Origin of the sequence: Epilithonimonas sp. JDS (assembly GCF_021261315.1) — a bacterium.
GTDB lineage: Bacteria > Bacteroidota > Bacteroidia > Flavobacteriales > Weeksellaceae > Epilithonimonas.
In genome coordinates this window covers 955650-970424 of the sequence record NZ_JAJSAX010000001.1, presented here as the reverse complement: position 1 = coordinate 970424, position 14775 = coordinate 955650, and the positions used below count along the sequence as shown (strand labels likewise).

The window sequence follows — 14775 nt, the reverse complement described above, 5'->3', positions numbered from 1 at the left end:
TTGGTATGTAGCGTTAAAAAGTCTTATTTTTGCTGACAAATGTCATAGGTATGTCTCTTGAACAACAATTGGTTATAGAACAAAATTTCTCGAAAGCTTTCCATAAAGATTCTTTGCGCGAAAGTCTTAATTCTGAAGATTTTGAGGTGTACGAGAAAGCACTAAAAGTTTTGGAATTCGCAAAAGGTGAAGTCGTTTTTGAAGACGGTGAATCTCCAAAAGGGGTTTATTTCATCGAAAAAGGAACTGCAAAATTGTCTAAATCAGGCGTTTACGGAAAAGATCAGATTTTGAGATTCTGTAAGGAAAATGATCTGATTGGTTACCGTTCTTTGCTTTGCGGCGAAAATTTCCAGGCCAATGCAGAAGCGATGACGCCTATGACAGTTCAGTTTTTACCTGCCGACATCTTCCTTCATTTATTGGAAGTTGATTCCAAATTATCCTACGCAATGCTTCAGAAAATTGCTTACGAATTGGGCGAATCCGCGAACACGGTAACCTTCCTTGCGCAAAAAACCGTGAGAGAAAGATTGGCAGAGATCCTTATTCTGTTGGAGCAAAAATTGGGAACAGATCCTGAAGGTTTTATTAAAATTTCTTTGACGAGAGAGGAAATTGCCAACTTGATCGGAACTGCAACTGAAAGCGCAATTCGACTAATTTCCGAATTCAAACAAGACGATTTGATCTCTGTTGAAGGAAGAAATATCAAGATCCTAAACCGCGACAAACTGATCAAACTTGGTCACGTTGTGATATAAATGATAATCGATGAAATCGAAGATTCGACAACGTCAATGATAATTTATGAGCAATTCGTCGTTTTAAATTTTCATCGTTCATTTTCATTTTTTTTAATCATTTATCACTTATAATTTATCATTCATAATCATGTCTGTACACTCCGAAATAAAAAAGATCACCACAGAAACCTTGCGAAAAATGAAATTCGATAAGGAAAAGATCACAATGCTAACAGCTTACGATTTCACAACAGCGAAAATGGTAGACGCTGGTGGTGTAGATTCTATATTGATAGGTGATTCCGCCGCGAACGTAATGGCTGGTTTTGAAACGACTTTGCCGATTACACTTGACCAAATGATCTATCACACACAATGCGTGGTTCGCGGCGTGGAAAGAGCTTTGGTAGTTGCTGATTTGCCATTCGGAACTTATCAGAGTAATCCGGAGAAAGCTTTGGAATCTGCTGTAAGAATGATGAAAGAAGGTGGCGCTCACGCTGTGAAAATTGAGGGCGGAAAAGAAATCGAAGAATCAATCAGAAGAATCATTAATGCTGGAATTCCTGTTTGCGGACATCTTGGTTTGACGCCTCAAAGTATTTATCAGTTCGGAACCTATAAAGTACGAGCGAAAGAAGATGCCGAAGCCGAAAAATTGATAGCTGATTGTAAACTGTTGGAAGAGCTTGGATGTTTTGCAATCGTCTTGGAAAAGATTCCTGCAGCACTTGCAAAGCGAGCTTCAGAAAGTATTTCGATTCCTACAATCGGGATTGGTGCTGGGGCGGAATGTGATGGTCAGGTTTTGGTCTACCAAGATATGGTCGGGATGAATCAAGGATTTTCACCGAAGTTCCTTAGAAGATATTTGGATCTTTATACAGAGATCACTGGCGCTGTTTCGCAATATGTGAAAGATGTAAAAAGTGCTGACTTCCCGAACGATAAGGAAAGTTATTAATTTAAAAAAAGAAAATACAATTAACCCTTTCAGAGTTCCAAACTCTGAAAGGGTTTTAAATATAAAAACATTAGAATGGTTCAGAAAATCACGAAATCTTTATCTTTAATTATCATCATTTTGTCAGTTTTTTCTTGCGTTTGTCATCAAACCAAATTTGGAACGAGAACAGAGATCTACGACAAAAAAGATTCGTTGACATCTTTGGAGAGAATCAAGGCAATCAAAAATCTGGATTATTCTGATTTCAAAGCGGGGAAATTTGATAATGGAAAAACGGCTGTAAATTATCGTTTTCTGAAACCTTCGAAAATCGAACAGGACAAGAAATATCCTTTGATATTGGTCTTCCACGGTTCTGGTGCAGTCGGGACGAACAATACGTCTCAAATGGGCGTTTTGTCGAAAATGTGGTTGCTTCCCGAGATTCGGGAAAAATATAAGGCTTACGTTTTGTCGCCGCAGTTTCCGATTCGCTCTTCCAATTATCATTTGGATGAAACCCGAAATGTGAAAGTTTCTGAGTCCAATGAACATTTGGATCTGGTTTTAAAGTCCATTGATTCATTAATCACAAAAGAAAATATCGACCCAAACAGGATTTACGTGATGGGATTCTCGATGGGCGGCGCAACGACTTCCAACGCAATCTCCAAAAGGCCTGATCTTTTTTCAGCGGCGATCAACGTTTCAGGGATTTCTCAGTTTGATAAAATGGAAGAATTGACGAAAATGCCAATTTGGATCGTACACGGAAGTCTGGATACAGACAATTTTCCTCAAAGCAATTTCAAATTTTTTGACGAGATGAAAATCAAAGGAAACGTTTTCCTGTGGGAATATAAAGACAAATATCACAACAATATTCTCTCTGCCGAGTTGGTAGATGAGATCCCGAAATGGCTTTTCAAGCAAACTAAAAATTAAAATTAAAAATGAAAAATTCTCAAACAATACAAGGTGTTCTCTCTATTTTGGCGTTGATCTGCCTTGCGGTAGGCTGGTTCAACTTATTTTCTCCGGAGATCACAGACTTGCTTTATCAAAGATTCTTTTATATTTTGATCGGATTGAGTTTCATCTTTCAGGCGCAAACTTTTCTTAATCAAAAATTTGTTTATCTGATGTACATCGCTGCTGGATTGTGTATTGTTGGCGCATTTTTGCCTTTCGATTCTCAATTTGCAAGGATCAAGACGATTGGACTTTTTACGGGCGTTATCGTTTCGGTATTCAATAGACAAAGGATTTCTAGAGGTTAAGTTATGAATCAGCATTTTTCTGAAGACCAGATCATCTTCGAAGACAATCATATGATGGTCATTAACAAAAAAGCCGGACAACTTGTTCAGGGTGACAAGACCGGTGACCTGTCTTTGTTGGAATTGATCAAAGATTTCATCAAAAATAGAGACGATAAACCAGGCAATGTTTTCCTTGGTTTGGTTCATAGGATTGACAGGCCAACTTCAGGCTTGGTGATTTACGCCAAAACTTCGAAAGCTTTGACGCGATTGACAGTGATGGTAAAAAATCGGGAAATCAAAAAGACATATTGGGCGCTCACGGCAAAAGATATGATTCCGAAATCCCAAAGACTGGTTCATTACCTGCAGAAAAATGAGAAGACCAACAAAGCCACCGTTTTTGTAAAGCCGACCGATGGTGCGAAAGAATCGATTCTGACGTACACGATCATCAAAACTTTGGACAATTACCAGCTGTTGGAAATTGATCTGGAAACAGGTCGTCATCATCAGATCAGAGCACAATTATCAAAAATTGGAGTACCAATCAAAGGTGATCTGAAATACGGCGCACCACGTTCCAATCCAGATGGCGGGATTTCCCTACACGCCAGAAAACTTCAGTTCATTCATCCAGTGACCAAAGAAAAGATTGAGATCATAGCGCCAGTTCCGCAGAATGATGCGGTTTGGAAGGCGTGTGAATAAGCAGAAATCAACGTTTTTTTTCGAATGGAATCAAAAATTTACTATGAATTTTTCGATTTTAGAACAAAAATAATCTCCCAATTGATATTGAGAGATTAGAGGTATTACAAAATTAATGTTAATTATAATTGTTGCACAGAACCAGAATCTTCTTTCTTCTCCTGATTTAGCAAGTTAGGCGTTTCCTTTGCTAGCTTGTTTTTTGTCGGGATCTTGTAGGTGAAAGAAAGTCCGTAAGTTCTTGTGTCATTCTTGTTTCGGATGTTCACATTTGGAAGCGCGTTGGTTGTTCTGAGATTGGTCTCATTGGTGTTGAAAACATCATTCGCAAACAACGTCAGCGTCATTCTTTCTTTGTTGAATTTCCGTGACAAAGACAAATTCAAAGTATTGTAGAATGATTTGTTTGGATAGAAAAAGAATTCGTTTCCTTTGGTCAAATAAGTATAATTTGCCGTGAATTTTGTTTTATAAGGTAAAATAAATTGTCCTGTCACGTTATAGGTCCAGTAGCCTTTCGGATTGATGATCTGATCAATTTGTTGCAATTGATATGAGCCATAAAGGAAGATAAAACTCACCTGATCGGGATTCATATCCATTTTCATAATGTCTTTGAAAGGCGTATTGAAAATCGCTAATGGAATTGGAAATCCAATGTTGAAATTATGCGTTTTCATTCGGTCAAGATTGTCGCTGGTCTGCAAGATAACATCGCCTTCTCTTTCTACGATTTGAACCACTTGATTTTTCGCTAGGGTAAAATTATAGCCAATGAAAGCATAATTCAAAGCGCTTAACTTCACTTCGAAATTATCAAAGATCGTTGGCTGGAGATTTGGGTTCCCGGAAAAATCGATGTTATCGTTTCCGTATCTCGTGTTATTTGGATTTAGGTTGGCAACATTGGGCAACGTGATTTTCTTGTTGTAATTGACATTAAAGAAAGCGATTTTCGGAATAATGTTGTACTGAATGCTTGCATTTGGAAACACTTTGAATTTCTCAAATGGTCTCAAGTTATCGTAACCGCCAGTTTCAAAATCCAAACTTGTTCCGTTGATGTTGTAATATTCTCCACGAAGTCCCAAAACAAAATCCATTTTTCCTTTCGTTGCGCTGGCTTCGGAGTAAAAAGCAGTCGTTTTGCTTTTGTAATCCAGATTTTCTATTCCAAAGTTATCTGCAGAAAACTCCAGTTGGTCGTAGAAAGCACCCAAGCTCAATTTACCTTCGTCTAATACTTTGATCGGCTGAGCATAATCGATTCTGAAATTGTAGACATCTTGGTTGGAGCCGTTGTTCAAAACGTTATCATTGATGGAAGGCGTTGGCAAAATGGTTCTTCCTGTTTGCCCAAAATCACTACTGAAATTGGTGTAAGATCCTTTAAATTCTAACTTTTTATTCTTATCATCAAATTTCTTCTGATACGTTGCAGTCACCTCATTTCGTGTATTGCTTTGGTCGATGATATCTTTACCGGTAGATTCGGTTCCATTGAACAAAGAATAACGATCCACATAACGATCCGAAGATCCTAAGTTGAGATTGTAGTTCAGAAGCAATCGATCTTGTCCAATATCAAAGGTGAAAGCACTTCTCAAATATTGATTTCTATTGACATTGTCATTGTACAATCTTGAGATTTCATCAATCGTAGATTTTGTCTCGCTTTCGTTGTAAGATTGGCCGACGTTCAACTGCCATCCAAACCATTTGTTTTTGGAATTAAGCGTCAAACTATTGTTGAATTTACTTCTGAAATGGTCATAATTGCTGAAACGATAACCACCGGCGTAAGTTGCGGACAAGTATGATTTTGCATTTCTGCTCGTGATGATATTGATGATAGCGCCACCAGAAGTTGCCGGGAATTCTGCGCCAGGCTGTGTGATGATCTCGATTCTTTCGATGCTGTTCGCAGGAAGTCCTTCCAGATAGGCCGTCAACTGTGTGCTGTAGATGTTCAACGGTCGTCCGTCCATATAGACATCCAAAGCTTTTCCTTGATAAATCATTCCTGCCATTTCGGAAACTACCAATCCCGGGATTTTTTGCAATCCTTCCAGCGTGTTGCCGGAGTTTAGATGTGGCTGTTCTGAGAAATCGTAGACGGTTCTGTCCGCTTTTTGTTCAACGGCCTTTTTAGTTTTGGTAATGGTTACCGCTTCGATTTGTTTTTCTTTGTCATTTTCCTTCTTCGGAGTTTCCTGTGCGAAGTAGATTTGACTTAGAAATAATCCAGCGATTGGAATGATAGATTTGATTCTCATAGTTTTGTTTGTAACTTATTAGACTCCCAATCTGCTGATTTGTTACAATTTGAATTTACTGAACTCTGTCTTTCTCCTCAAAACTGATATTCTTTTTATTTACCTGCTTTTTGTTTCCGAAAGTATAATTCACGCTCAGACGTAGACTTCTGCCGTCCCAATAATTGTTCATCAACTGCTTGCTGTCATCAAAATACATTTGACCTTTGTAGCGCTGTCCAAAAATATTGGTAACCGTCGCATTGATTTGAAGCTGTTTTTCCATCAATGAAATTTTAAATCCTGAATTCAAATTGGAAAAATTCTCAAATCGGGCATTTACATTTTTGTAAGGCAAACTTTGGTCGTAGTTTAGGAAAAGAGCAATAGTCTTTGTTTTGTTCAATGTGAAAGTGTTATTAATGGAATAACTTAATGAATAACCTTTCAAAGTTGGTGCATTGATATTGAAAACTTCCGAAGTCTGATACGAAGCATTTGCTGTAATGTTCGCTTCCCAGAATTTGAAGAAAGTGTCTGTGTACGAAGCATTCATTCCATAAAAATCATTGTTGTAGTAATTTTGATAATCACCGGTTTGAGATTCTAAATCAAGATAAGCGAGTTGCCCAAACGCATTCTTCAATCTTAAATAATAAATGCTGGTCGAAAACTTGTTGTTGTAAGTGTAACCCAGTTCGTAATTATTAATGTAAGATGGCGTCAGCAAAGGGTTTCCTGTAGAGTAGGACTGTGGATTTTCGTACCATCTGAAAGGATTCAAATTGCTCATACTTGGTCGGTTGATCCTTCTGGAATAGGACAAGCTGAACACATTTTTATCTTCCTTGTAAGAAACAAAGGCCGATGGAAACCATTGTCCATAACTGAAATTATTCACAGTGCTTTTCACAAATGTATTTTCATATCGCAATCCGGCTTTCGTTTCCCAATGGTCGCCGAAACTTTTACCAAAACTTGCGTAAGCCGCGTAATTTTCTTCTCGGTAATTGAACGTGCTGCTTTTCTCATCATCAATGACAAACTGATTGTTTTTCCAATCCAGATATTTTAAATCTGCAGAATTTCTGAATTGATTGAATTTCACGCCGGTTTCAATCGTTCCAAATAAAAACGGAAGTTCTAAATCACCTTGAACGGAGAAAATCTGAGGCTTGATCATCGACAAGGTTTTCACATCCTGAATCGTATTTTCCGGTAAGGTCAAAGTCGAAAAATTAACTTCCGTCTCATTGTTGTTTTGATAGAAATTCCCTGCAAAACTCAATTTCTTCCCAAGCGAGTCTAGCTTCAAATCATAATAGGTACTGAAAGTGTGTGTCGGCGATTTTTCTCTGTGAAATGTGTTGGTTAGAAAGTTTTTCTCATCCAGTTTTGGACTGATGTTTCTCGTCGTGTTCACAATGTCCATTCCGTTTTTTCCATTATCGAAAATATATTCCATCCCAACTTCGGAGTTTTTGTTGATTTTATACGAACCGCTCAGGTTCGGCGTCAAAATCTGCCACATATCTTTCCGGACAGAACGGTTGTAATTCTGCGACGCGCCAAGAATCGTGAATCTCTCATCCGCACGTTTTGCACCTTCGATGTAGCTTGTCTTTAAACTTAAACTTAATTTTTCGGTTTGATAATTCAAAGTTCCATTCGTGCTTCCGTTGAAATAAGTTCGCTGTGTCAGACCTGTGTTGATGTTTCCACTGAAACCAAGATTTGGGTTTTTCTTTAGAATAATATTGATGAGTCCACTGTTTCCCTGAGCCTCGTATTTCGCTGGCGGCGTTGTGATGACCTCGATTTTCGAGATGTTTTCGGAGCGGATGGATTTTAGATAATTTAATAATGCAGTTCCGGAGAGATTCAGCATTCTTCCGTTGATCATCACATTTACCGAACTTTTTCCAAGGATAGAAATCGTTCCCAGATTCTCATCCACTTTCAGCATCGGAACGTTGGCCAAAGTTTCGCCTGCATCCATTCCTTGAGAAGCGATAGATGCATCGACATTGAAGATGAGTCGGTCCGCTTTTCTTTCCAGCAATTTTTTCTTGACCAATATATTGACGTGTTCAATTTCCTTCAAACTGTCTTTTTGAGTTTGAGCAAATGTTAAAGTTGAGAAGATTGTCGCGATGAATAGATATTTCAGTTTCATAAATAGTTTATTAGATAGTTGTAAATCTTGATGCAAATGTATTTTCAAAGTCTTTCCTTCGAAATAGCGTTTAGATTTGATGAGGTTTTAATCCGACCAAAACATTTTCATCGGTAAAAAACAGGCGTTCATAGAATTTGATGTTCTGGATGTGTTTGCTGTGCCTATTTTTGGAATATGAAAAAAGTAACTCTAATCCTGATTTTATCATCTATCGCGTCCTGCATCGGAGCACATCGCGTAGATGTTTGGAAAACGATGGCAATTGCGCCTGGAGACAGCATCGTCCTACAAAAGCTGAAAGCGCCTGCCACTTTAGAAATTAAAAATCTCTCGCCTGCAACGGTAAATCTAGTTTCGGAACTGAATATGCCCAAAACCATCATCGCAAATTCTCAACTCAATTACAGGCTTCCAAAAAAGAGCAAATTGATAATGGAGAATCAAAATTCAGATTCCGTTTCTATACATTTGCATTATTCTTCCTCAAGACCAATTTTAATTAATAACAAAGAACTGCGATGAAAAAGAAACAAATCATCTGGCTTCAAATCATCTATTGGAGCCTCAACTTTTTTGGAACTGTGATCACACCTTTGTATTTCTTCGACAGAGAGAACGATCTGCAGAGTACGGTTTTGAGAATTACCTTTTTCCTTGCAGGGATTATCACGTTTTACATTTGTTATCTGGTCATTATTCCAAAAGTTTTCAGACAGGAGAAAGTTTACACGGTTATTCTTTCGTTTTTCCTTTCGATTCTTTGTTTTGCGACAGTCAGATATTTGATGGAAGAAGTTTTGTTGCCTGCCACTTTTGGATTCAGAAATTACAATCAGGAAACGGGATTGCTTTATTACTTTTTTGATAACATTTATTACGGCTGCATCAATGTTTTTATTGCCGGAATAATGTGGTTGCTGGAAAAATTTGGTGTGATTGAAACCGAAAGACAAAAACTTGAACAAGAAAGAAACGAAGCGAAAATTCAGGCATTAAAAACTCAAATCAATCCTCATTTCATCTTTAATACTTTAAATAATATCTATTCCTTGGTTTACCAGAATTCAGAAAAAGCTTTGCCTGCGATTGAGGAATTGAGCCAGTTATTAAGATACAGCACAAAGGATTTGGAGAAAAATTTCATTCCATTGGAAAAAGAAATTGGTTATTTGGAAAGCCTGATAGAACTGGAAAAGCTCAGACTCAAAAACCCAGAATTATTAATGATTGAAAAAAAAATCAAATATCCCAACCTTAATATTTCGCCAATGCTTTTGGTTCCGTTTGTAGAAAATGCTTTCAAACACGGCGACTTCAGCGGAAAAGGTTTTACGATGAAGATTTCGGATGATAATCAAACTCTGACTTTCCATCTTCAAAACTTCAAAAAACAGAGGTCAAAAGATTCACTTTCCGGCATTGGAATCGGGAATGTGAAAAAACGCCTGGAAATCCTTTATCCCAAAAAACACGAACTGAACATCCACGAAACCGAAACCGAATTTTCTGTAGAATTGAAAATCGATTTGAAATAAATGAAAAAGATAAAATGCATTGTTGTAGATGACGAACCTTTGGCAATCCAGCTTCTGGAAAATTACGTGATGAAAATTCCTTTCCTGGAACTTGTTTTTTCTTCCGAAAATCCAATTGAAGCTTTGGAATATATTCAAAATAACGAAGCTGATTTGATTTTCCTCGATATCCAAATGCCTGAATTGTCAGGAATCAATTTTATGAAAATCGTTGGTGATAAATTAAAATATATTTTGACAACCGCCTATTCAGAGTATGCTTTGGAAGGTTATGAGCACAACGTCATTGATTATCTTCTGAAACCAATTCCATTCGGTCGTTTTGAGAAAAGTGCTTTGAAAGCGCAGGAAAGATTTCCGACCACGGAAACTTTAGCCAATTCTTATTTCTTCGTCAAATCTTCCGGACAGCAACACAAAATCAATTTTGATGAAATCCTGTTTGTAGAAAGCATCAAAGATTACGTCAACATCAAAACCGAAAATCAGGAATATATTGTCCTAGACACTTTGAAATCTCTTGAAAATCAACTGCCGGAAAACTTTACGAGAGTTCATAAATCCTTCATTCTAAACCTTGATAAAATCGAAAAAATTGATGTCAAAAATGCTTTGCTGAATTCCGGAAAAGAAATCCCAATCGGCGAAACTTACAAGTCGGAATTCTTTCTGAGATTGAAGCAACGGTAGTTTGAAGCAGGATTATTCTAAATAAAACGTATTCAATTATGTATAACACAGAAATAATCTTAATTTTGCATTTCAATTACACAGATGCAGGAAAAATTACTTAATATTATCAATTCTATCAAGAAGAATAAATTCGAGGACGAAGTTTTGGAACTCAAACCAGAACAGCAACTCAGAGAAGATCTTAATTTCGATTCATTTGATTTAGCTGAACTTACCGTAAAAATCGAAGAGGAATTCGGCGTTGATATTTTCGAAGATGGATTGGTAAATACAGTAAACGAAATCTACGCAAAACTCTAATGTTTTTCCTTATAGACCGCGATGTTTCATTGTCTTTTGATGAAATTCTGCTCCACATCAATTCTTCAGATTCTTACACCGACTGCTACGTATATCCCAATTTGAAGTCCTTTTTTCTCAACTGGATTTTTGCTTTGGTCAATGAGCAAAACATCGCTTTGATGGATTCTGATCTGTCGGAAAAAGAAATTGTTGCGAATAATCTTACTGTCAATCAATTAATTAAAATCGACAATCCGAAGCGAATACATTCTGTTGACGAAGTGGTAAATTCAATCAGATATTCCAGTTCTGAGATTACACTTTTCACTTCCGGAACCACTGGTTTTACAAGAAAATTTACACATCCGCTGAAAAATCTCATTAGAAAAATCAATGTTTCCGAAGAGCGGAAAAATGATGTTTGGGGATTTGCATTCAATCCGACGCACGTTGCCGGTGTTCAGGTTTTTTTTCAAGCCATCTTGAATCAAAATCTTTTGGTCAATGTTTTTATGGAATCGAAAGATTTTGTCATTAATGCCATTAATAAATATAAAATTACCAATCTTTCCTCCACACCAACGTTTTACAGATTGCTTTTGCCATTATCAGAATCATTTGAATCGGTAAAAAAAATTACAATTGGCGGCGAAAAGTCTGATAATTATTTGATTTCACAGGTCGAAAAATATTTTCCGAATGCAAGAATCAATAACGTTTATGGTTCCACGGAAACAGGCCCTTTATTTTCCTCTCAAAATGACGAATTTATTGTTCAGGAAAAGCACTTCGGTTTGGTAAAAGTAGTTGATGACGAATTGTACATTCATAAAAATCTGTTCGGAAAAACTTCGCAGCTCAATTTGATTGATGATTTCTACGCCACCGGAGATTTGGTCGAATGGATTGATGATGAACAAAGAAGATTCAGATTTACATCCAGAAAAAACGAACTCGTCAACGTTGGCGGCTACAAAGTAAATCCTTACGAAGTGGAAGACGAGCTGACGCAGCATCCGAAAATCAGAAATGTCAGAGTTTTCGGCAAACCAAACGCAGTGCTTGGAAACATCATCTGCTGCGAGATAGAATTGCTCCCAGACTCAGATTTGAAAGAAGAAGATGTAAGGTTTTATCTTAACGGGAGAATTCAGAATTTTAAAATCCCAAGGAAAATCAGCTTCGTGGAAAAAATAGAATTGACAAGAACCGGAAAAAAGAAAATCGTATGAATGTACTAATCACAGGTGTTTCCAGAGGTGTAGGATTGGAAATGAGCAAACTGTTTCTCGAAAGCGGACATACAGTTTACGGCATCAGCAGAACAGAATCCGAAGAATTAAAAGCTTTGGAAAATCAATATCCTGAGAATCTTTTCTTCAAAATTTTTGATTTGTCTAATCCGGAAAATATTAAGCAGGAAGTTTTTAAAGATTTCATTAATAATAAAATTCCGATCCACGTCCTGATCAACAATGCAGCGACGGCTTACGACGATATTGTGACCAACCTCAATTACGACGATTTGAAAACAATGTTCGATGTCAATCTGTATTCGCCAATGTTCCTCACGAAATATGCCATCAGGAATATGATCTACAATCGCGTTTCGGGAAGCATTATTCATATTTCATCGATCAGTGCGCACACCGGTTACAAAGGATTGTCGATGTATGCAGCTTCCAAAGGTGCTTTGCAGTCATTCTCCAAAAATATTTCCCGAGAGTGGGGCGAGCGCGGCATCCGTTCCAACATCGTAGTTCCCGGTTATATGGAAACGGCAATGAACGAAAAACTGACGCAGGAACACAAGAACAGAATTTTCAAAAGAACAGCCCTGAAGAAGGAAACCGATATGAGATCTGTTGCCGAAACGGTTTTGTTTTTGTCAGACGAACGGTCAAAATCCATTACAGGTCAGGAGATTTTCGTAGATTCGGGGACTTTATAAAAACGCAAAACTATGATCAATTTTATATACAAAATGCTCAATATCATTCCCAAAACGATTGATAAAATAGGGAAACTTTATACCCTCAGCATTCTGAATTCCCATTCCGGCGTCAAAGTTTATCCTGATCTGAAAATAGGAAAAGCAACCACTTTTGAACTGGACGACAATGCCAATTTTGAAATCGGAAAAAATGTAATCTGGAGAGATCATAACGCCATCAGAATCCGAAAAGGCGGAAAATTGATCTTCGGAAACAATGTCGATCTCAGCCATTACATTTCCATCAATTGTCTGGAAAAGATAGAATTGGGCGACGATACGTGTGTGGCAGAAGGCTGCAAATTCTACGATCACGATCATGCATTCGATACCAAACCGGAATATATCTGGCACAAAGATAAATTCAACACAGCGCCGATCATCATCGGAAAAAATGTAAAAATCTACAGCAACGTCACCGTTCTGAAAGGCGTAACAATCGGCGACAATTGCATCATCGGGGCGAATTGTGTGATCTCACGCAATGTGCCTGCAAACTCCATCATCTTCGGAAAACACGAATTGATGAGGCTGCCTTTAATGTAATTTGCTTTTTGCTAATGGCTTTTAGAAAAGTTAATTTTTTTAGTCAGGTTACTACAATTAGCTCTGAAGGAGCTAAATATGTGTAGATCATCGATTCTCCAAATTGAAACAGCTCCGTAGGAGCGAAACTTTCTGGCAAAATCAATTTTTTTCAACAAACTTTAAAGTAAAAAATCACGAGTACCGTCATATTCATATGGACTCGCTATCTTTACAGCAAATGACCGAAACCAGATCTGCATCGATTACAGAAGTCGTAAAAAATTACGGCTCTCAACTCTTGCGCTTTATCAATTCTAAAGTGGCAAAGACAGAGGATGCAGAAGATATTCTACAGGAAGTTTGGTTTCAGACCAGCCGATTGACCAATCTGAATGAGTTGGAAAATGTCGGAGCCTGGTTATACTCAGTGACAAGGAATAAAATCATCGACAGCTATCGCAAGAAAAAAACAGAATCTCTGGAAGATTTTGTCTACCAGGACGAAGACGGTGAACTGAATGTGAAAGACATTCTCCTCGCAGATGACAGCAACAATCCCGAAGTCGGGATGTTCAAAGATCTTTTCTGGGATGAGCTGATGAAAGCTCTGGACGAACTTCCGGAAAAACAAAAACGGGTTTATGTTCAAAACGAGCTGGAAGATAAAACCTTGCAGGAAATTGCGGATGCAGAGGGCGAAAACATCAAAACAATTATCAGCAGAAAGTCGTATGCGGTGAAACATTTGCGAAAAAGAATGCAGCGACTTTACAATGATTTGAAAAATTAATTTTAAAAAAAAAATGAACAAGCATAAAAAGAAATTTTGGTTAGCATTCCCTTGCATTATTGCTGCAATTGGATTGTTTATTTGGTTTTTCCAATGGCTTTGGAATATGGTTTTGCCTGATGTTTTGGGTGTGAAAGCGATTACCTATTGGCAGTCTCTCGGAATTTTGCTGATTTCAAAAATATTGTTTGGAGGATTGGCTAATGCGAAAGAGAAATTCAAAAATCGAAATGGTTTTGGAAATGATGATCGGGAAATGTGGAAGCAAAAATTAGAATCCAGATTTTGCGGCACTGAAGAAGAACGCGAAAAAATGAAACAGATGTGGAAACAAAGATTCGAGTCCAAGTTTTGCAGACAGGAAACAGATTCGAATATAGAAAATAAAGAGTAAAACAAGCAACGCCTCACAATTTGTGAGGCGTTATTAATTTCCGTCCGAAAGCAATTTTACAGGAGAAATAATTGGTAAAATTGTTTCTTTCCATTCCGTATTTCGAAGTTTTTCAAAAACAATTCCTCTCGAAGTAGAAAATGAAATACTTAAAAGCGTAGTAATTAATTGTGGATGGAAAACTTTTTCGTTTTCAAAGTCCATCAAATAATTTTCAGAGTTGTCAATAGTAAAGAAACACGTAATGTCAAACTCCGCAAAGTCTCCACTTTCATTAGATTCTAATCGAATATGAAGTTCTATTTTAATTTTCGCTTCTTCTATATTGTGTGCAATATTTTGTCCTATTTTTAAAAGTAGAGTTTCCTGCTTCCAATTATGTATTGAAATATTTGAATCAACTTCAATTTCAAAAAGTTGTAAATCGGCAATGTTAATATTAAAATCTTTTGTAGCCATTT

Annotated in this window: 17 protein-coding genes; 14 read left to right on the top strand and 3 right to left on the bottom strand. The window is 37.3% G+C overall.

The window, feature by feature from the left end; translation table 11 throughout:
- Positions 1-50 precede the first annotated feature (50 nt).
- The 5 genes from LUD75_RS04565 to LUD75_RS04545 all read left to right on the top strand — a co-directional run bounded on the left by LUD75_RS04565 (position 51) and on the right by LUD75_RS04545 (position 3665).
- Positions 51-764, top strand: a complete 714-nt coding sequence (locus tag LUD75_RS04565; protein ID WP_232704488.1) for a Crp/Fnr family transcriptional regulator — start codon at positions 51-53, stop codon at positions 762-764.
- Positions 765-894: 130 nt separating this feature from the next.
- Positions 895-1710 (top strand): 3-methyl-2-oxobutanoate hydroxymethyltransferase, encoded by an 816-nt coding sequence (gene panB / locus LUD75_RS04560; RefSeq protein ID WP_232704487.1) that lies wholly within the window; start codon positions 895-897, stop codon positions 1708-1710.
- A 75-nt stretch (positions 1711-1785) separates the two neighbouring features.
- Positions 1786-2637 (top strand): alpha/beta fold hydrolase, encoded by an 852-nt coding sequence (locus LUD75_RS04555; protein ID WP_232704486.1) that lies wholly within the window; start codon positions 1786-1788, stop codon positions 2635-2637.
- 8 nt (positions 2638-2645) lie between these two features.
- The gene (locus tag LUD75_RS04550) at positions 2646-2972 is read left to right on the top strand and encodes a hypothetical protein (RefSeq protein ID WP_232704485.1); all 327 of its coding nucleotides are present in this window, start codon (positions 2646-2648) and stop codon (positions 2970-2972) included.
- Between the two features lie 3 nt (positions 2973-2975).
- Positions 2976-3665, top strand: coding sequence for an RNA pseudouridine synthase (locus LUD75_RS04545; RefSeq protein ID WP_232704484.1), 690 nt, complete (start codon positions 2976-2978; stop codon positions 3663-3665).
- 122 nt (positions 3666-3787) lie between these two features.
- On the opposite strand, the gene LUD75_RS04540 is transcribed toward LUD75_RS04545, so the two are convergent.
- Positions 3788-5941, bottom strand: a complete 2154-nt coding sequence (locus tag LUD75_RS04540) for an outer membrane beta-barrel family protein (RefSeq protein ID WP_232704483.1) — start codon at positions 5939-5941, stop codon at positions 3788-3790.
- A 55-nt stretch (positions 5942-5996) separates the two neighbouring features.
- The gene (locus LUD75_RS04535; RefSeq protein WP_232704482.1) at positions 5997-8096 is read right to left on the bottom strand and encodes an outer membrane beta-barrel family protein; all 2100 of its coding nucleotides are present in this window, start codon (positions 8094-8096) and stop codon (positions 5997-5999) included.
- Between the two features lie 177 nt (positions 8097-8273).
- Here LUD75_RS04535 and LUD75_RS04530 point away from each other — a divergent pair, with 177 nt between their 5' ends.
- The 9 genes from LUD75_RS04530 (at position 8274) to LUD75_RS04490 (ending at position 14314) form a co-directional block, all read left to right on the top strand.
- Complete coding sequence (locus LUD75_RS04530) at positions 8274-8621, top strand: hypothetical protein (protein WP_232704481.1); 348 nt, start codon at positions 8274-8276, stop codon at positions 8619-8621.
- Complete coding sequence (locus tag LUD75_RS04525; protein ID WP_232704480.1) at positions 8618-9634, top strand: histidine kinase; 1017 nt, start codon at positions 8618-8620, stop codon at positions 9632-9634. Before LUD75_RS04530 ends, LUD75_RS04525 begins: the two co-directional genes overlap by 4 nt.
- A complete protein-coding gene (locus tag LUD75_RS04520) occupies positions 9635-10324 on the top strand; it encodes a LytTR family DNA-binding domain-containing protein (protein WP_232704479.1) in 690 nt (229 codons plus the stop codon).
- An 84-nt stretch (positions 10325-10408) separates the two neighbouring features.
- Positions 10409-10627, top strand: a complete 219-nt coding sequence (locus tag LUD75_RS04515) for an acyl carrier protein (protein ID WP_232704478.1) — start codon at positions 10409-10411, stop codon at positions 10625-10627.
- Entirely contained in the window at positions 10627-11841 is a 1215-nt protein-coding gene (locus LUD75_RS04510) for a fatty acid--CoA ligase family protein (protein ID WP_232704477.1), read from the top strand. Before LUD75_RS04515 ends, LUD75_RS04510 begins: the two co-directional genes overlap by 1 nt.
- A complete protein-coding gene (locus LUD75_RS04505) occupies positions 11838-12560 on the top strand; it encodes an SDR family oxidoreductase (protein WP_232704476.1) in 723 nt (240 codons plus the stop codon). The genes LUD75_RS04510 and LUD75_RS04505 overlap by 4 nt, the downstream gene beginning before the upstream one ends.
- Positions 12561-12572: 12 nt before the next feature.
- Positions 12573-13148, top strand: coding sequence for an acyltransferase (locus LUD75_RS04500; RefSeq protein WP_232704475.1), 576 nt, complete (start codon positions 12573-12575; stop codon positions 13146-13148).
- Between the two features lie 220 nt (positions 13149-13368).
- Positions 13369-13920 (top strand): sigma-70 family RNA polymerase sigma factor, encoded by a 552-nt coding sequence (locus LUD75_RS04495; RefSeq protein WP_232704474.1) that lies wholly within the window; start codon positions 13369-13371, stop codon positions 13918-13920.
- A 13-nt stretch (positions 13921-13933) separates the two neighbouring features.
- On the top strand, positions 13934-14314 hold the full coding sequence (locus LUD75_RS04490; RefSeq protein ID WP_232704473.1) for a hypothetical protein: 381 nt from the start codon (positions 13934-13936) through the stop codon (positions 14312-14314).
- A gap of 33 nt (positions 14315-14347) precedes the next feature.
- Here LUD75_RS04490 and LUD75_RS04485 read toward each other — a convergent pair whose 3' ends face one another.
- A complete protein-coding gene (locus LUD75_RS04485; RefSeq protein ID WP_232704472.1) occupies positions 14348-14773 on the bottom strand; it encodes a hypothetical protein in 426 nt (141 codons plus the stop codon).
- Positions 14774-14775: the final 2 nt, after the last annotated feature.

Bases quoted from the DNA above. Each gene is read 5' to 3' on its own strand.
- LUD75_RS04510 (WP_232704477.1), top strand. From the start codon at position 10,627: ATGTTTTTCCTTATAGACCGCGATGTTTCATTGTCTTTTGATGAAATT.
- LUD75_RS04530 (WP_232704481.1), top strand. From the start codon at position 8,274: ATGAAAAAAGTAACTCTAATCCTGATTTTATCATCTATCGCGTCCTGC.
- LUD75_RS04495 (WP_232704474.1), top strand. From the start codon at position 13,369: ATGACCGAAACCAGATCTGCATCGATTACAGAAGTCGTAAAAAATTAC.
- panB (WP_232704487.1), top strand. From the start codon at position 895: ATGTCTGTACACTCCGAAATAAAAAAGATCACCACAGAAACCTTGCGA.
- LUD75_RS04485 (WP_232704472.1), bottom strand. From the start codon at position 14,773: ATGGCTACAAAAGATTTTAATATTAACATTGCCGATTTACAACTTTTT.
- LUD75_RS04525 (WP_232704480.1), top strand. From the start codon at position 8,618: ATGAAAAAGAAACAAATCATCTGGCTTCAAATCATCTATTGGAGCCTC.
- LUD75_RS04550 (WP_232704485.1), top strand. From the start codon at position 2,646: ATGAAAAATTCTCAAACAATACAAGGTGTTCTCTCTATTTTGGCGTTG.
- LUD75_RS04540 (WP_232704483.1), bottom strand. From the start codon at position 5,941: ATGAGAATCAAATCTATCATTCCAATCGCTGGATTATTTCTAAGTCAA.
- LUD75_RS04535 (WP_232704482.1), bottom strand. From the start codon at position 8,096: ATGAAACTGAAATATCTATTCATCGCGACAATCTTCTCAACTTTAACA.
- LUD75_RS04500 (WP_232704475.1), top strand. From the start codon at position 12,573: ATGATCAATTTTATATACAAAATGCTCAATATCATTCCCAAAACGATT.
- LUD75_RS04515 (WP_232704478.1), top strand. From the start codon at position 10,409: ATGCAGGAAAAATTACTTAATATTATCAATTCTATCAAGAAGAATAAA.
- LUD75_RS04545 (WP_232704484.1), top strand. From the start codon at position 2,976: ATGAATCAGCATTTTTCTGAAGACCAGATCATCTTCGAAGACAATCAT.
- LUD75_RS04505 (WP_232704476.1), top strand. From the start codon at position 11,838: ATGAATGTACTAATCACAGGTGTTTCCAGAGGTGTAGGATTGGAAATG.
- LUD75_RS04520 (WP_232704479.1), top strand. From the start codon at position 9,635: ATGAAAAAGATAAAATGCATTGTTGTAGATGACGAACCTTTGGCAATC.
- LUD75_RS04555 (WP_232704486.1), top strand. From the start codon at position 1,786: ATGGTTCAGAAAATCACGAAATCTTTATCTTTAATTATCATCATTTTG.
- LUD75_RS04490 (WP_232704473.1), top strand. From the start codon at position 13,934: ATGAACAAGCATAAAAAGAAATTTTGGTTAGCATTCCCTTGCATTATT.
- LUD75_RS04565 (WP_232704488.1), top strand. From the start codon at position 51: ATGTCTCTTGAACAACAATTGGTTATAGAACAAAATTTCTCGAAAGCT.